Source organism: Haloterrigena turkmenica DSM 5511 (genome assembly GCF_000025325.1).
GTDB lineage: Archaea > Halobacteriota > Halobacteria > Halobacteriales > Natrialbaceae > Haloterrigena > Haloterrigena turkmenica.
Window position 1 is genome coordinate 411,623 of the sequence record NC_013743.1, and the last position, 15,068, is coordinate 426,690.

Genomic DNA, 15,068 nt, shown 5'->3' on the forward strand with positions numbered 1-15,068 from the left:
TAGCCCCGAAACGATTCGTCGCCCTAATCCACTGGAATGACCGATGGACACTCTGTATTCAGCACCCAATTCTTGGTATTTAGAAGACAGATTGGCGTCCCTACTGGTAACGCTTTCACCTGTACTGAACGCGAGTTTCACGACCACCTCTGCATAACAAAACCGCGCTACTAGCTACTGATAATGGCTGCACTCGTTCACCCCGCCGCTTTATCGGATCGACTGAGTGGCTGCCGGCATGCTCCCTCCCCGCCGGTCGTCGTTCCGGACGACCGTCACCGCCCTCCATCCCGGGACGACCGTCCGCTATCACTACCGCACCGGCGACTCGCTGGCGACCGTCGTCGAATACACCGACCGGGTCGTCACCTTCGTCGGACCGGACTGCGACGGCCGGTTCACCCACGACCAGATCGATCGCCTGCTCGAGGACGACCGCCTCGAGGTCGTCCTCGACGACGAGACGCACCTGCCGGACGACGAGCCGGAACTGCTGCGATCGGACTGAGGGGAATGGCTGTCATTTAGTCGACAGTAATACGATTCCGTTATTCAAATCGGGTTCCGAAACTGAATCGGTTGATTCGGGAAGTACAGCCGCGTACGAACCAGCGCAATTCCTTTCGGAGAGGCCGGGAAATCTGTCCGAGCGTACGTCGAGCAAAAGAAGACGGATCAACACTGTCTCTGACTTTTGAGTGGTTCCCAGATACGTCTCTTGGAGACGTATGTATACTCCCAAAATAGTTGAGTAGGTGTGTATTTATCTGATATCGTCTGGCTAGCCATACCAAATACGCTGATTGTCGACGCGGTGCCGTAGTGCGATACGAGAACCACCATGGGGAACTGTACGTTTGACACAGAAACGATTCCTCGATATTTAGCGATATCTCGAGAGGTATTGACCCGGGAGCGTCCCACAACAATGACCAACGACAATTCAAATCGCTTTGACCTCGGTCGGCGACCCGTTCTCAGTGGACTCGCCGGTGCACTGGCGACGGGCGCTGTCGGAACCGCAGCGGCGTCCGGAGACGACCATCACGCTGGAGCCGACGACACGGCACAGGACGAGTCAGCAGACCAACCACCCGAAGCAGTCCCCAACGAATTCGAGAACGACATCGAGATCCTCAACTACGCTCTCACCCTCGAGTACTTGGAAGCGGTGTTCTACACCCGCGGTCTCCGTAATATCGACGAATCAGCCCTCGAACAACAGTTCGAGGGGTGGGGTCCGATTCAGGATCAGGTCGTCAATCGACTCCGCGTCGTTCGAGATCACGAGATAACGCACGCGGAAGTCCTCGGGCAGACCGTGGAGTCGTTGGGTGGCGAACCGGCCCAGAGTCCGGAGTTCGACTTCGGGACGGCCGTTCAGGACCCGGCAGAGTTCATCGCCACTGCTGCCTTGCTCGAGGACATCGGCGTCTCGGCGTACGCCGGTGCTGCGCCGTATATCGATACGTTCGAACTCGTTCCGCCGGCGCTCAGCATCCACAGCGTCGAAGCCCGACACGCCTCGTTCCTCCGGGAACTCAACGGTGAGATCGGATTCCCCGAGGCGTTCGACGATCCGCGCTCCCGCTCGGAGGTCCTGGAGCTGGCGAGCGGTTTCATCGTCGAATAGGACACGAACCGCTGACGACCGTAGCAATTCTTTGTCGGTTCCAAACTGCTCGTTCTCTCAGTCGTACCGATCACTACTGCTAGCTACGCCGGAACGGCTGTGAGCGGGCTGAGAACGATCTCGCATTCACTCCGACTCGCCGGGAAGGATGTCGCCCAGCGAGCCGCCCAGCGCCATCGCGGTGAAGACGACCGACACCTGACAGAGGTTGACCCAGGGCTCGTCCCACGCGATTCGCCCCCAGAGCGTCATCAGGACGGCCGCGGTCGCGAAGGCGATTCCACACACCCAGACGGGGCGGCGCGGAATCACGCCGAAGTAGGGGTTGTGGATCTGGATCTCTCGGAAGTCGGCGACGTAGAGGATGCCGACGACCAGCGCGACCGCCAGTGCCACGTTCACGGCGAAAAGCGGCGGGTGCGCGGCGAGGAACCGGCCGATCTCGAAGACGCCGTCCTCGACGAGCATCGGCATACCGATGACGACGCTGCCGACGAACGCCTCGGCCTTGTCCTTGCGGGTGAACCGCGTGATCACCCTGCCGACCATCGCGTTGTGCGAGAGCCGGTTGACGAGCCGTCGCGTCCGACGCACTTCCGTCCGCTCGTCGACCGTGTCGACCGTCTCCTCTAAGGCCTCGAGTTGCTCGTACAGATCGTCCAACGTCGGGTCGTCCGACTGACCCTCCGATGCAGACATACGCGGTCTCTCACACTACCGGGGCTAAAGCACGTCGGACGCGTCCGCTCGGACCGCCGCTCGCAACGGAAGCGTCGCTCGCGATGGAGGCGATGAGAAGGCACGCGTCCCGGGTATCGCGACCGCTCGAGGCCGTCCGGCCAGGAATTGGTCCCCCGTCTCGTATCGGTTTCTGTCCTCACTGTATACACAATCCATGTACGGGTGTAACAGGAACCGATACCATTTTGCACCCGCGGAAGGTACTCCCACTCATATGAAACACGTCCAGGGACCGCTGTGTACGATCGACGTCGGGGAGCGGACGATGCGGACCGAGGAGATCGACGACCTCCTCGAGTCGTTCTTGGGCGGCCGCGCACTCGGGACGAAACTCGCACACGATCGAATCCCGTTCGACGTCGACCCGCTTGGGGCCGACAACCGCCTGTTCTTCGCGACCGGGCCGCTCCAGCACTCGACGATGAGCTTCACGGGCCGGATGTCGGCGACGGGCGTCTCGCCGCTGACCGACGGGTTGCTCTCCTCGAACGCCGGCGGCTTCCTCTCGCGAAACTTCACCGGAACGGGCTACAGCGCCGTCGAGGTCACCGGCGCAAGCGACGACCTCGTCATCGTCCACGTCACCGACGAGGGCGTGGAGTTCGAGGACGTGCCCGACCTCGAGCAGGCGACGGTGCCGGAGACCTGCGAGTACATCGAGGCCGAACACGACCTCGAGTCCGAGCACACGGTCGTCGTCGGTCCCGCGGGCGAGAACGGCGTCCGCTTCGCCTCGATGATGACCTCGAAGGAGCGCGCGTTCGGCCGCGGCGGCCTCGGTGCGGTCCTCGGCTCGAAGAACGTCAAGGCGATCACCTTCGACGGCGACTCGACCAACGAGGTCGAGATTCCGCCGGTCCAGATGGAGATCCACGGCGAGGCCGCTCAGGCCGACCACCCGATGAAGGAGTCGGGGACGACCTCCGTCACCGAGTACGCGAACATGGTCGAAGCGCTGCCGACCCGGTACTTCTCGGAGCTCTCGTTCGAGGGCGCCGAAGGGATCGGCGGCGACGCGGTCGCCGAGAAGAAGTACAAGAAAGGCACCTGTTCGGCCTGCGCCTTCGCCTGCAAACTGCCGACGCGGGACGAGGAGAGTGGCCTCGAGACCGAAGGCCCCGAGTACGAGACCGTCATGGCCTTCGGCTCCAACTCGGGTATCGACGACGTTGTCGACGTGATGAAGTCGAACAAGCTCTGTGACGAGTACGGACTCGATACGATCTCCGCCGGCGACGCCGTCGCAGCCTACCTCGCCAGCGAGGACGAGTTCGGAAACGCCGATCTCATCCACGAGACGGTCGAGAAGATCGCCTACCGCGAGGGCGTCGGCGACACGCTCGCGGAGGGCATCGACGAGTTCCACGACGAACTCGGCGTCGAGAACTGGACCGTCAAGGGGATGGAGTTCCCCGCCCACGACGGCCGCACCCTGAACGGCCAGGGGCTGTCCTTCGCCACCTCCAACCGCGGCGCCGACCACATGTACGCCGAGTTCTACCCCTACGAGTACCCGTTGGTCGACGCCGACGACGCCTTCGACAAGTCGGGTCTGGAGGGTAAGCCGCCGAAGGTCATCGAACTCGAGAACATCAACGCCATCAAGGACAGCGCCGTCCTCTGTAAGTTCTCGCGGGACTTCATCACCGAGGAGCGCTTCGAGACGCTGCTGGACACCGACTACGAGGACCTGCTCGAGCTGGGCGGCACCGTCGTCTCCCTCGAGCGCCACTTCAACAACCAGCGCGGCTTCGACCGGAGCGACGACACCCTCCCCTACGAGATCCCGGACTTCGAGGCGGGCCTCGAGGAGTACTACGACGAGCGCGGCTGGGAGGCCGACGGGACGGTGCCCGCCGAGCGCTTCGAGGGCACCGACTTCGGTGCGACGCCGGCCGACGACTGACCGGTCTCCGGAGTCCGCGACGGCGACGATCCGTATCTTTCGTTCGCAATTGTGCTTCTGTCAGCGACCACGTCTTCGTCTCGAGAGCGCTCGCTCGAGCGGGTGCAGCCTCACGAGGCGAAAAACGGCGGAGAGGGAGGATGATCCCACGGACACGAACAGAGTGAGAGGCAATCGAGTGTCTCCGCGGGACAGTCATTGCTTCGCCCGCGGCGAGATGACCGTTCGTCTGTACCTGTCCGGCTGTTTTAAGTGCCGGCGGCGAACCGCTAGCGAGCGTCGCGGCCGTCGTCTCCGTCTCGTCGTTCCACCCGGTCTCGAGACTCGTCTGTGGCGTCGGTCTCGTCCCAGCTGTCTTCGTCGACCGACAGCCGGTCGTCCCCGCGGGAGGGCAGTGGCGCGTCGTCGGCCCGCGAGGGGTGAATGTTGAAGTTGTTCCCCTTGTAGGGATCGTCGTCCGGTTCGTAGGAGAGTTCGCTGCGCTCGAAGAGGTAGATGAAGAAGCCGAAGAGCGGGATGCAGAACGTGATCGCCGCCCACTTCTTCGGGGGCTCGAGGCCGACCCGACCGGCGTCCCAGTAGGTGACAGCCGTGAGCCCGAGGTGCCAGGCGAGGGGAATCCCCACGATCACCGCCAGCAAGGGCGCGCTCATACTCGTCTCGTCGTTCCGGAGCTATCTAAATACCCGGTCGTATGATGGGTTCTCGTCGTTCGCCTTCGGTACTCGAGGCATCGATCATTCGCGACACCGATCGTCTCGATGGTGCGGCCTCGAGCGTGCTGGTGGTGGTGCGTGCTCGTAGCGGTGTCGTCGCTTCGGTCTCGAGGGATTTGATGACGATTCTGTCTCGAGGGTACTGATTCCGCGAGAGAGTCGGTCTCTCTGCTACCGTGACGATGGGGATTGCCACACCCTCCCCAACCGATTCGCTCGCTCCCATTGGTCGCTCACTCATCCCTCGCACGCAGTCACCGGCGCGCCTTCGCAGTGCTCAGGCGCACCGTTAGCGTGCGCCACCGCACGTGATTACTCTCGATACTCGTCGTTCGAGAGGGGTGCGAAGAAATACAGGATTCAGGTGAGTCGGATCAGTTCACGTCGAACTCGATCGCCGCACCTTGCCCGAAGCCGACGCAGAGCGTCGCCAGTCCGAGGCCGCCGCCGCGCTTCTGAAGTTCGTTGATCAGCGTGACTGGCAGGCGCGCGCCCGAGGCCCCAAGCGGGTGACCGATCGCGATGGCGCCGCCGTTGACGTTGAAGATCTCGGGATCGATGCCGAGTTCGTCGCGGGAGTACAGCGACTGGCTGGCGAAGGCCTCATTGAGTTCCACGAGGTCGTACTCGTCGATGTCGCGGCCGTTGCGCTCGAGCAGGCCCTTCGTCGCCGGGACCGGGCCGATCCCCATGACGGTGGGGTCGACGCCGGCGACGTTGTTCTGGCCGACCTCGGCGAGGATCTCGAGGTCGTGTTCCTCGGCGAAGGCCTCGCTCGTGATCAGCAGGGCGGAGGCGCCGTCGGAGATCTGGGAGGCGTTGCCGGGCGTGACGGTGCCGTCGTCCTTGAAGACGGTCGGCAGCTCGGCGAGCTTTTCTTTCGTCGTGCCCGGACGGATGCCCTCGTCCTCGCTGACGGTGCCGTCCTCGGTCTCGATCGGAACGATCTCGTCGTCGAAGCGGCCCGACTCGGTCGCTTCGGCGGCGTTTTGCTGGCTGCGGGCGGCGTACTCGTCCTGTTCCTCGCGGGAGATGCCGTACTCCTCGGCGACCTTCTCGGCGGTCATCCCCATCTGGAGGTCGCCGAGATCGTACAGTTCGGCCAGTTTCGGGTTGATGTGTTCGAAGCCGCCGCCCATCGGGACGCGGCTCATGCTCTCGACGCCGCCGGCGATGATGGCGTCGCGGTTGCCGGCCGCGATAGCGTCGGAGGCGGAGATGACCGACTGCATCGAGGAGGCACACCAGCGGTTGATCGTCGTCGCCGGAACTGACTCCCCGAGTTCCGACAGGAGGGCGATGACGCGGGCGAGGTTGTTGTCCTGCTCGCCGCGTTGCTGAGCACAGCCCCACATCAGGTCGTCGATCTCGTCGCCGGAGAGCCCGGTTTCGGCCAGAATCTCGTCGATCAGCGGCACCGAGAGGGCCTCGCTGCGGACGTCCGCGAACACGCCGTCCTCTTTCCCCTGCGGGGTCCGTACTGCCTCGACCACGACTGGCGTCTGTGACATGTACTACCGAACGTCCCTCACGGACTTAAATCCGCTCGAACTTCCGTACACGTTCGAACCGTTTACGCGCCGCTCGAGGCTCATAGCCCGGTTTTCCGTTGAAGCGGTTTCTTCCGATCGGTCCCGACTCTCGCTTCGACGGGGCGCCGCGGAACCGTCCGCCCCGTCCCTTCGCGTCCGTTCGATCGGCGGACTCCGGTTCGTCCGGACCGCGATAGCCCCGCCGACTCGAGGTCACCCTTCCGAACGCTTATCTCGGATTGCTGGTAATACGCGGCCATGGACGAGGACGGACTGGACGCCTCCCGGTTCGCGGCCGACGACGAATCGCCCTCCCGAGCGGACACCGACCCCGAATCCGACGCGAGTGCCGACGACGCGGACGGCGACGGACCGATGCCGAACGTTCCGGACCCCGATCCCCAGGAGAACGACGTCCCGGAGGACGTCCAGAAGTACGCCCGCTTCACGAAGATGAACGGCGCGCAGTACGACCGGGTCAACGAGTTCCTCCGGGATCGGACCTACGTCACCGCCCGCGAGTGGGCCATCGCCCGCCTCTGTTCCGACTTCCGGACTGAGACCGGCGTGGAGATGACGAAGATCGGCGAGAACCTCCCCGAACTCGTGCCGTTCATGACCGACACCTACACCCCGCAGGCGGTCAATCAGGCCCGCGCCTCCTTCGAGGAGAAGGTCCGCAAGGCGGGCGCGACCTTCCTCTACGGCGCGATGTGCGACTTCTTCACCGCCGAGGAGCTCGACGACGTCATGTACGAGTCGACCGAGGTCGCCAAGTTCCTGCTCGAGGTCGAAGGCGTCGACCTCTCCGTCGAGGAGGAACTCGAGGCCGAGGAACGCATCTCGAGCGTGATGCGCGAGGTTCGCGAGGCGAGCGAGGAGTTGCGAGAGCGAGAGGACGAGGAGTGACCCCGCCGTTCACGCTCCGCCTTCCGTGATAATGGAGCGCCTGTCGGTTGTTATTCGAAAGCAAACGGCTTATATTTACCAGTAAGACGCCCGTTCTCGTGACATGTCTCGATGACCGTAACACCCGAGATTCGACTCGTCTCCCGACCGAGCGTCGGACAGATTCCGGCTAGTATCGCGTCGTAACCATCGAGTGCATCCGTTGGCTGAGCGGCCGCGAGTAGTCTCACCACTACGACAGTTCCGCGTACACCAATTGTTAGTATTACTATGTGACGTCACCATTATTCTGGGTAGAGAATTCAATACAATTAGACATTGTACGGCAACACCAACCTGGATGGTTACGAATACTACTGACGCAGCGAACCGAGCGGACGACAACAACGGAAACCGATCAGCCGAGAAGACGACGGGTGCGAGCGTGACCAGACGTCGGGCGCTTCAGATGGGCGGGGCCGTCGGCGCGGGCAGTCTGCTCGGCGTCGTCGGGCTCGGAGCCGATACGGCAGCGGCGGATTGCGACCGACCGGACAACATTGTTCACCTCGATTACGACGACTACGATAGCTGGGACGAGGTCTACCGGATGTCGAACGGTGATCCCGACAATCTCACGCTCGTCTCGAGCCCGACGGCGTCCGGAGAGAGCGCACTACAGTTGCGCATCCGCGAGGGCGACCACTGGGGCCTGAGCACGCACTACGACTTCGACGACGGACTGTTCGAACTCAACGGACGCGTCAATTTCGCGCTGAACACCGATTGGGCGATGACCGGGCGCGATGCGCCGACGAACTGTCGCCTCTGGAACTGCGCGATCGCGAGGGGTGAAGGCAGCGCCGGCGGCGGTAGCCCCGACGGCACCAACGGCTGGAGCAATCGCATGTACGTGACCACCAAAGACAGCGATCCGGAGGGACCGTTCCACCTCCTCTCGAACACCTACCACATGGGTACCGACGGCGTCGGAGACCACGATTATCTCGTCGACGGCGAGGAACACGCGGTCGGGTCGCCGGAAATCAAACCCGGCGTGTGGTACGAGTTCGAATACTACGTGCGCGTGAACACGATCACCCAGGGCGAGGCGAACCGCGACGGGGTCGTCCGCTACCGGCTCGACGACGACCTCATTTTCGAGCGCAAGGACCTTCAGTTCACGGAGGACCTCGACGACAACATTATCGACACGACCGGCCCCGTCGGGCACTACGGCGGACGGTACACCGCTCCGCAAAACCTCTATGCCTACTACGACGACCACTCGATGGCGCTGAACGGTAAACTCGAGTTCGGGTTCGGTGGGTGCTGAAACGGCGGCGAGGGTCCCGTCGGACCTGACAGCCCCGACGACCCGCCCCTACCAGTTTCGCACGTCGGCTTCCTCGAGAAACAGCGACGGATCGTCGTGCGAGAAACTGACCCAGTTTCCGGGTTCGTCGTCGGTCGTTGCCCCGGCCGCTTCGGCCGGCGTCACGTGAACGAACACCTCTTTCGACGCGAGCGCCGCCTCGAACATCGACCGGGTAGCCTCGTCCTCGAGGTCGTACCGCAGCGGGACGAACACGGAGGTTTCGGTGTCCTCGTCGCGCTCGACGACGAGCGCGATCCGCGCCTCGTCGTCCGATTCGGGCGGGCGGTAGTAGACGTCGGCCGCGGAGACGGTCACGTCTCCGCGTGCGATCAGGGACTCGACGAGAGCGTACTCCTCGCCGGAGACGCCGACGTCGAGGCCGGCCCGGTCCTCGCGGTCGACCGGGGCGACGACCTCGGGTTCCAACACGACGGCGTCCCAGCCGTTGTCCCGGAACTCCTCGGCGATGGCCGCCGCGTCCTCGAGGAGTTCCGTCCACCGCGAGGCGTCGTCGGTCGTCATCGATCTCCCTCCGTCCGCGCGTGCGCTCGAGTCACCATACTCGAGTCGGTCGACAGCGAGGGAAAAAACGTTGTCTCCTGTCACTCGCTCGCCTCGACCGACTCGACGGTGACGGTCGATGCGTCACCGACCAGCGCGTCCTCGACGGCCGCGCGGACGACGGAGGGATCCGGCGGGCCACCTGCGTCCGCGACGGAGCCGACCGTGTCGGGGTCGAACGGGACCTCGAGCGCGCCGTAGACCGACTCGAGGACGGTCGCGAGCCGGCCTCGGTTCGCGACGAGGACGATTCCGGCGACGACGGCGGCGTCTTGGCGGACGCGCTGGGCGATGCCGACGACCTTGCGGTGACGCTCGGTACCACCTTCTTCGCCGTCGCCGGCCGCCAGCGACAGTGAGTGCGTTCCGGGACAGAAGGAGTCGTCGGGCTCGCCGCGGACGGGTTCGAGACCGCCCGCGAGCGATCGGAGCGCGTCCTCGACGGCCGCCGTCGCGCGTTCGTACCGATCGTCGGTCCCGCGCCGGAAGTCCGCGACCGGCTCCGCGCGGGCGAAGGCGAGCGTCGTCTCGCCGTCATAGGCGACCGCCCGGCCGCCGACGTCGCGCTCGACCGGTGGGAACCCGCGTGCTCGAGCCCGCTCGCGGGCGCGGTCGTACCCCTCGAGGCGCCGGTCCCGGCGGCCGAAGGCGATCTGTCGGTGGGGCGTCCAGACTCGAACCGCGGGCTCGCCGTCGGCGGCCGTCGAGAGGAGCCGTCGGCTGGCCTCGCGGTCGGTCTCGATCGTCGCCGCGCGGCCGCGGAGCACTCGCATCGTGTGTCGCGTTGGGATTGGACCCGACGGACCTAAACGGTCCCGCCGCGCAGACGGCGACTACGATGGCCGTGACGCTTCCCGCGGAACTACTGAGCCAGTACCAGCGCTTCTCGCTGTACAACTCGCCGTATCCCGCCCACGACGAGGGGTGTGCCGTCGATCTCTACCCCGGCACGCTCCGCGACGGACGGACGAGCGCCGCCCCGAGCCCGGTCTCGGGGACCGTCCGCGAGACCCGCGACGTGAAAGCGCCGCCGAAGCCCTACGCGCCGGAGCACGATCACCTGATTCTGATCGACTGCGACGGACCGGGCGACCTCGAGGGACTGACGGCTCGAATCCTCCACGTCCAGCCCACCGTCGAGGCCGGCGATCGGGTCGAGCGCGGCGACTCGCTGGGCGAACTCGTCCGCGCGGGGTTTTTCGCCCCATGGGTCGACAACCACCTCCACGTCGGCTTGCGTCGGCCCGACCAGAACCCCCACCGGGCGTCGGGATCGATCCCGCTCGAAGTCGGCGTCGAACTCCGTCCGCTCGAGTGGGACGGCACCGGAACCGTCGTTGCAACCGGCGCGACGTACGCCGTCCTCGACGCGCCCGCCCATCCCGACCCGGGCGAGGCGTTCGTCGGGGTTCGGGCCGATGACGGGGGTGGGCCGAACGGGGTCGATCGAAAGACGCAGGGCGTCTTTCGTGACGACGAGAGAGCGGAGCTCTCTCGAACCACGAGGCGGTCCTCGTCGGAGCGACGCTCCGACGGTGGCGTGCTCGACGGCGGCCTGCCACACTACGACGGCGGTGGGCTGCTGGCTTCGGAAACGGACGGAGAGCGCGTCGTCTCGCTGAACGGCGACCGCCTCGGCGTCGCCCGCGGCCGGACGATCACCTGGGACGACGTGGTCGTCACGGTCAACGATGAGCCCATCACCGGTCTCTCGCTCTTTTGCGCTCGAGACGCTGACTTCGGCGCGAAGCTGATCTGTCCCGATCGGCCGCTCGAGATCGGCCAGCGGGTTCGGGTGCGAGTTCGCCCTTCGCTCGAGCGCGAGTGATCGACGAGGGCGTCGAGTCGAACGGGGTCGGAACGCTACGGCTCAAGGAGGGCGAGAACGTAACCGAGCACACCTCTCATCGTGGCAACGTGGAATCGCCACACCCTCCCCAGCCGATTCGTTCGCTCGCGGGTCGTTCCTCCCCGCTCGCTCACTCATCCCTCGCACGACGTTGAACGACGCCTCACTGACCGTTCGGCGGCGTTCGGCGTGCGCCACTGCCGTTGGTCGACTCACGGAACCGTAGCGTCCACTGCTAGTTCTGTAACTGCTCGCCGTCGACGACGCGGCCGACGAACAGCGGCGTCTCGGTCGGCCGGTCGCGGACGTAGAAGAGGAACGGCCGATCGACGGTCATCTTGACGCGGTCCGCGACGGCGGTGTCCTCCATGACGACGGCCGTCGCGGCCGCCGCTTCGGTCCCCTCCTCGTCGACCTCGACGAAGCTCTGGTGGATGATGTCGTCGACGTACAGGTCGCTGTCGTCGTCCTCGACCATGCCGCTGAAGTCCGCATCGTTGTCGAAGGCACGTTCCATCCCCAATTCCCGCATGGTCTCGACGAGGCTGAACTTCGACTCGATGCCGAACTTCGGGAGCGCGAGGTCGACCTTTGGCTGCGACGTCTCCTCGAGCATGATCGCCAGCTCGTCGACGCCGAACGACGCCTCGAAGGACTCGAACTCGCCCTCGGCTGGGAGGACGACGATCATGCTCGTGTCGCCGTTGGCGTAGGGGAGCTCCACGAGCTGGTGGCCGTCGATCTCGGCGTAGCGCAGTTCCTGCGATTGGTGCATCAGGTCGACCTCGGTCTCGCTGCCGTCGAGGCTCGTGAACGTCGCTGGCTCCGTCTCGGCGGGATCGAAGTCGTGCTCCCAGGCGGCCAGGAAGTAGACGGCGTTCGTGAGGACGAGCCGGGTCCACTCATCGATCGAGCCCTCCGGCAGGAGGTCTTCGATCCGATCGTTCGTTCGCTCCTCGACCCAGGCGTTGATCTCCTCCCGGGCCGCCTCGGGGCTCCCCGAGAAGTCGGCGAGGTGGTCGCCGGCCTCGTAGTAGGCCTCGAGTAACTGGACGTAGGCGTCGTCGAAGTCGTGTCCCTCGTCGCGCCAGACGGCGTTGGCGCTCGAGAGCTGGAATCCGAGGTCGTCTTCGTCGCCCTCGCTCCCGTCTCCCTCGCCGCCCTCGTCGGCCCACGCTGGCGTCTCGACGTCCCGACCGTCTTCGTTTCGTTGCTCGAACTCACCCTCGAGGGCGCCGAAGGCGGCGTGGAGGGCCTCGCCCTCGAGGTCGTAGCGCAGAGCGTCGGCCATCTCCGCGGCGGTCTCGCCGCGAGCCCCCGCGTAGGTCATCGCCAGCGCGACCGAGATGCTGTACGGCGAGAAAAACAGGTTCTCGCCGGGCGTCTCCTCGCGAAGCCGTGCGAGGACGTCAAAGGAGACGGCGACGTTTCCGCGGATCTGTTCGGCGAGGCGGTCGGACTCGAGGTCGGGATCAGTGGTGAGATCCAGTCGGGGAAAGTCGGGGACGTCGTAGTCGTCGAAGAGCGCGCCGTCTTCGGCACCGTTCGCGGGCTCGTCGCCGTTTTCGGGATCCTCCGCGTCGCTCACGTCACCGAGACAGCCCGCGGCGCCGGCGAGGAGGGCGCCGGTCAGGGCCAGCACGCGTCGCCTGTCAGCGGTCATACCCGGATAGGCTACCCCGGACGATAAACGCCTTCTGTTAGCTGAAGTATCCCTTTGAGCGTGATCGATATCACGCCGTCCGCCGGCGGTCTCGGTGGGACTCCTTCGCTCGCCGGTAGGCGTCGTCCTCGCGGACCCGTTCCCAGTACCGCTCGAAGGCGAGCGCGGCGGCGCGTTTCTCCCGGTCGGCCCAGCGCTGCGGTCGGCGCTCCTCGCCGTCCTCGTCGTACTTCCGTCCGCCGGGGTACTTCGCGTAGCGCATCGCACGGGTATACCCCATTTGGAGGTACTTTCGGGCCATGTCCATCCCCGGGAAGTCGTCGTCAGCCCGATAGCGTTCGTACCGTTCGTAGATCGCCGTCGCGGATTCGCGAGCGGCCGCCTCGTCGGCGTAGGACCACAGCGGTAGCAGTTCGCTCTTGTAGGGCTCGACCTTGAAAACGCCTTCCTCGCCGCGACCGATCTCGTACTCCGCGGGTCGCTCTCGAAAGTCGATGTCGTATTCGGGTTCGTCAGTCATCGGGATCAGTTCGCTTGCCGTCGAGCGACGCCGTCTTGGCGCTCGTTTTTAAGCCGCGGCCGCCGTCTGTAACCGCTACGCTTGCGAACCGGGCGAACGGTCGGCGGCGGCGCAGCGAGAAACGCAGCGGTAAAGAGCGTCGCTCCGGGAACAGATTGCATGCCCGACGACATGCGGACGGTGATGGAGCAGTTCGACGACCTCGAGGAGGTGCTGCAGTACTTCATCGACGAACACCAGGAGTTCCTCTCGTGGATCGGGACGCGCGTCGACAACGTCGGCGACGGGACGATGACGCTCTCGCTCCCCTACGACGAGAAACTGAGCAACACGCGGCCGGATACCGAACCGGGCGAGCGAACCGACATTCACGGCGGCATCGCCGCGACGCTGATCGACACGGCGGGCGGTCTCGTGCTCCGAACGAAACTGGACGAGCCGTTCGGGGCCCGAATCGCGACGATCAATCTGAACGTCAACTATCTCCGGCCCGCGACGGGCGACCTGTCGGCGACGGCGGACGTGATCAGGGTCGGCCGTAGCGTCGGCGTCAGCGAGATCACCGTCGAGAGCACGACCCTCGACGGCGAAACGAAAGAGGTCGCGACCGGGCAGGGAGCCTACCGAATCTTCCGATCGGAGACCGAGTGAGGACTGTCCGCGCCCGAAACGGAGCCGTCCGACTCACACTCGAGGTCCGAACCAGGGCCGGCATCGCGACGGGATCCTCAAGCGGTCGAGACCATCCAGTACCGGACGCCGAGATAGAGCATGACGATCCCGAACGTCACCGCGAACAGTATCGCGCCGTCCATGGCCGCGTAGATCAGCGCGACCGCGTTCAGCAGGATCCCCAACACGTACATCGATCGGAGCCGGCGGGCGTTCATGCGCTCTCACCCGCTCGCGTCGTGACAGCGCGCTCGAGTCGGTCGGCCCGAGCGAGTCGAACGTCTCTCATACCGTGCCGTTAGGACGGAACGTTGAAAACGCTCTCCTTCGACTTCCGCCTCGAGCAGAGAGTCTCTCGGGACGCCGGCTCAGGTATTCGCGAACTCGAGGTCGTCCATCTCGCGGACCTCGCCGAACAGCCAGTCGGCGTGGTCGATGGCGTACTCCTTGTGTTCGTCCTCGATGGCGCCGATGCAGTCTTCGACCATGATCGGTCGGAAGTCCCGCACGCCGGCGCTACCGCCGGTGTGGAGCACGCAGACGTTCGCGAGCGTGCCGCAGATGACGAGGTCGTCGATCCCGCGGGCGTTCAGCCACCCCTCGAGTTCGGTCTCGTGGAAGGCGTCGTAGGTGTGTTTCTCGACGACGTGGTCGGCGTCCTCGACGGGCAGTTCGTCGACGATTTCGGCCTCCCAGGAGCCCTCGAGGACGTGTTCGCCCCACTGGTCGAACTCGTCGTAGTAGTGGGCGTCCTCGAACTGCTCGGGCGGGTGGACGTCCCGCGTGAAGATCACCTGCGCACCGGCCTCGCGGGCCCGTTCGACGAGGTCGGCGATCGGCTCGATCACCGTCTCGCTGCCGGGCGCGTACAGCGAGCCGTCGGGGTGACAGAAGCCGTTTTGCATGTCGACGACCACGACCGCCGTGTTGTCTGGCTCGAGGTGCATATGTAAACCTACGGATGGCTTCGTAAAAACGTTCGCGGCGACGAGGGGCGCCCTCGAGCCTC

At 65.1% G+C, this 15,068-nt stretch carries 16 protein-coding genes; 7 read left to right on the plus strand and 9 right to left on the minus strand.

Annotation, left to right across the window (positions count from 1 at the left end; genetic code table 11):
* Positions 1 to 238: 238 nt before the first annotated feature.
* Positions 239 to 508 carry a hypothetical protein gene (locus HTUR_RS01885; RefSeq protein WP_012941607.1) on the plus strand — a complete coding sequence of 90 codons (270 nt, stop codon included), beginning with the start codon at positions 239 to 241 and terminating at the stop codon, positions 506 to 508.
* Positions 509 to 928: 420 nt separating this feature from the next.
* Entirely contained in the window at positions 929 to 1,633 is a 705-nt protein-coding gene (locus HTUR_RS01890; protein WP_012941608.1) for a ferritin-like domain-containing protein, read from the plus strand.
* A 126-nt stretch (positions 1,634 to 1,759) separates the two neighbouring features.
* Here HTUR_RS01890 and HTUR_RS01895 read toward each other — a convergent pair whose 3' ends face one another.
* The gene (locus HTUR_RS01895) at positions 1,760 to 2,332 is read right to left on the minus strand and encodes a DUF2391 family protein (RefSeq protein WP_012941609.1); all 573 of its coding nucleotides are present in this window, start codon (positions 2,330 to 2,332) and stop codon (positions 1,760 to 1,762) included.
* Positions 2,333 to 2,588: 256 nt separating this feature from the next.
* Between HTUR_RS01895 and HTUR_RS01900 the strand changes: the two genes are divergently transcribed.
* Positions 2,589 to 4,280, plus strand: coding sequence for an aldehyde ferredoxin oxidoreductase family protein (locus tag HTUR_RS01900; protein ID WP_012941610.1), 1,692 nt, complete (start codon positions 2,589 to 2,591; stop codon positions 4,278 to 4,280).
* 269 nt (positions 4,281 to 4,549) lie between these two features.
* On the opposite strand, the gene HTUR_RS01905 is transcribed toward HTUR_RS01900, so the two are convergent.
* Both HTUR_RS01905 and HTUR_RS01910 read right to left on the minus strand, forming a co-directional pair.
* Positions 4,550 to 4,933, minus strand: a complete 384-nt coding sequence (locus tag HTUR_RS01905; protein WP_012941611.1) for a hypothetical protein — start codon at positions 4,931 to 4,933, stop codon at positions 4,550 to 4,552.
* A 437-nt stretch (positions 4,934 to 5,370) separates the two neighbouring features.
* Positions 5,371 to 6,507, minus strand: a complete 1,137-nt coding sequence (locus HTUR_RS01910; RefSeq protein WP_012941612.1) for a thiolase family protein — start codon at positions 6,505 to 6,507, stop codon at positions 5,371 to 5,373.
* Positions 6,508 to 6,786: 279 nt separating this feature from the next.
* Here HTUR_RS01910 and HTUR_RS01920 point away from each other — a divergent pair, with 279 nt between their 5' ends.
* Complete coding sequence (locus HTUR_RS01920; RefSeq protein WP_012941613.1) at positions 6,787 to 7,437, plus strand: DUF5806 family protein; 651 nt, start codon at positions 6,787 to 6,789, stop codon at positions 7,435 to 7,437.
* Positions 7,438 to 7,777: 340 nt separating this feature from the next.
* Positions 7,778 to 8,752 carry a hypothetical protein gene (locus HTUR_RS01925; RefSeq protein WP_012941614.1) on the plus strand — a complete coding sequence of 325 codons (975 nt, stop codon included), beginning with the start codon at positions 7,778 to 7,780 and terminating at the stop codon, positions 8,750 to 8,752.
* Positions 8,753 to 8,800: 48 nt separating this feature from the next.
* Here the strand turns inward: HTUR_RS01925 and HTUR_RS01930 are convergent, their stop codons facing one another.
* Entirely contained in the window at positions 8,801 to 9,316 is a 516-nt protein-coding gene (locus tag HTUR_RS01930; RefSeq protein WP_012941615.1) for a DUF7529 family protein, read from the minus strand.
* An 80-nt stretch (positions 9,317 to 9,396) separates the two neighbouring features.
* Positions 9,397 to 10,128: a lipoyl protein ligase domain-containing protein gene (locus HTUR_RS01935; RefSeq protein ID WP_012941616.1), complete on the minus strand. Its 732-nt coding sequence runs from the start codon at positions 10,126 to 10,128 to the stop codon at positions 9,397 to 9,399.
* A gap of 65 nt (positions 10,129 to 10,193) precedes the next feature.
* Here HTUR_RS01935 and HTUR_RS01940 point away from each other — a divergent pair, with 65 nt between their 5' ends.
* Complete coding sequence (locus tag HTUR_RS01940) at positions 10,194 to 11,183, plus strand: hypothetical protein (protein WP_012941617.1); 990 nt, start codon at positions 10,194 to 10,196, stop codon at positions 11,181 to 11,183.
* 256 nt (positions 11,184 to 11,439) lie between these two features.
* On the opposite strand, the gene HTUR_RS01945 is transcribed toward HTUR_RS01940, so the two are convergent.
* Positions 11,440 to 12,867, minus strand: a complete 1,428-nt coding sequence (locus HTUR_RS01945) for a serpin family protein (RefSeq protein ID WP_012941618.1) — start codon at positions 12,865 to 12,867, stop codon at positions 11,440 to 11,442.
* Positions 12,868 to 12,937: 70 nt separating this feature from the next.
* Positions 12,938 to 13,387 (minus strand): DUF4385 domain-containing protein, encoded by a 450-nt coding sequence (locus tag HTUR_RS01950; RefSeq protein ID WP_012941619.1) that lies wholly within the window; start codon positions 13,385 to 13,387, stop codon positions 12,938 to 12,940.
* 159 nt (positions 13,388 to 13,546) lie between these two features.
* Here HTUR_RS01950 and HTUR_RS01955 point away from each other — a divergent pair, with 159 nt between their 5' ends.
* Positions 13,547 to 14,038, plus strand: a complete 492-nt coding sequence (locus HTUR_RS01955) for a PaaI family thioesterase (protein WP_012941620.1) — start codon at positions 13,547 to 13,549, stop codon at positions 14,036 to 14,038.
* 77 nt (positions 14,039 to 14,115) lie between these two features.
* Here HTUR_RS01955 and HTUR_RS27165 read toward each other — a convergent pair whose 3' ends face one another.
* Together HTUR_RS27165 and HTUR_RS01960 are read right to left on the minus strand one after the other, a co-directional pair.
* Complete coding sequence (locus tag HTUR_RS27165) at positions 14,116 to 14,277, minus strand: hypothetical protein (RefSeq protein WP_012941621.1); 162 nt, start codon at positions 14,275 to 14,277, stop codon at positions 14,116 to 14,118.
* Positions 14,278 to 14,427: 150 nt separating this feature from the next.
* Entirely contained in the window at positions 14,428 to 15,006 is a 579-nt protein-coding gene (locus tag HTUR_RS01960) for a cysteine hydrolase family protein (RefSeq protein ID WP_012941622.1), read from the minus strand.
* Positions 15,007 to 15,068: the final 62 nt, after the last annotated feature.

Excerpts from the sequence above, each read along its gene's own strand:
- HTUR_RS01940 (WP_012941617.1), top strand. The coding sequence starts at position 10,194 with ATGGCCGTGACGCTTCCCGCGGAACTACTGAGCCAGTACCAGCGCTTC.
- HTUR_RS01945 (WP_012941618.1), bottom strand. The coding sequence starts at position 12,867 with ATGACCGCTGACAGGCGACGCGTGCTGGCCCTGACCGGCGCCCTCCTC.
- HTUR_RS01930 (WP_012941615.1), bottom strand. The coding sequence starts at position 9,316 with ATGACGACCGACGACGCCTCGCGGTGGACGGAACTCCTCGAGGACGCG.
- HTUR_RS01935 (WP_012941616.1), bottom strand. The coding sequence starts at position 10,128 with ATGCGAGTGCTCCGCGGCCGCGCGGCGACGATCGAGACCGACCGCGAG.
- HTUR_RS01900 (WP_012941610.1), top strand. The coding sequence starts at position 2,589 with ATGAAACACGTCCAGGGACCGCTGTGTACGATCGACGTCGGGGAGCGG.
- HTUR_RS01925 (WP_012941614.1), top strand. The coding sequence starts at position 7,778 with ATGGTTACGAATACTACTGACGCAGCGAACCGAGCGGACGACAACAAC.
- HTUR_RS01890 (WP_012941608.1), top strand. The coding sequence starts at position 929 with ATGACCAACGACAATTCAAATCGCTTTGACCTCGGTCGGCGACCCGTT.
- HTUR_RS01960 (WP_012941622.1), bottom strand. The coding sequence starts at position 15,006 with ATGCACCTCGAGCCAGACAACACGGCGGTCGTGGTCGTCGACATGCAA.
- HTUR_RS01905 (WP_012941611.1), bottom strand. The coding sequence starts at position 4,933 with ATGAGCGCGCCCTTGCTGGCGGTGATCGTGGGGATTCCCCTCGCCTGG.
- HTUR_RS01910 (WP_012941612.1), bottom strand. The coding sequence starts at position 6,507 with ATGTCACAGACGCCAGTCGTGGTCGAGGCAGTACGGACCCCGCAGGGG.
- HTUR_RS01950 (WP_012941619.1), bottom strand. The coding sequence starts at position 13,387 with ATGACTGACGAACCCGAATACGACATCGACTTTCGAGAGCGACCCGCG.
- HTUR_RS27165 (WP_012941621.1), bottom strand. The coding sequence starts at position 14,277 with ATGAACGCCCGCCGGCTCCGATCGATGTACGTGTTGGGGATCCTGCTG.
- HTUR_RS01920 (WP_012941613.1), top strand. The coding sequence starts at position 6,787 with ATGGACGAGGACGGACTGGACGCCTCCCGGTTCGCGGCCGACGACGAA.
- HTUR_RS01885 (WP_012941607.1), top strand. The coding sequence starts at position 239 with ATGCTCCCTCCCCGCCGGTCGTCGTTCCGGACGACCGTCACCGCCCTC.
- HTUR_RS01895 (WP_012941609.1), bottom strand. The coding sequence starts at position 2,332 with ATGTCTGCATCGGAGGGTCAGTCGGACGACCCGACGTTGGACGATCTG.
- HTUR_RS01955 (WP_012941620.1), top strand. The coding sequence starts at position 13,547 with ATGCCCGACGACATGCGGACGGTGATGGAGCAGTTCGACGACCTCGAG.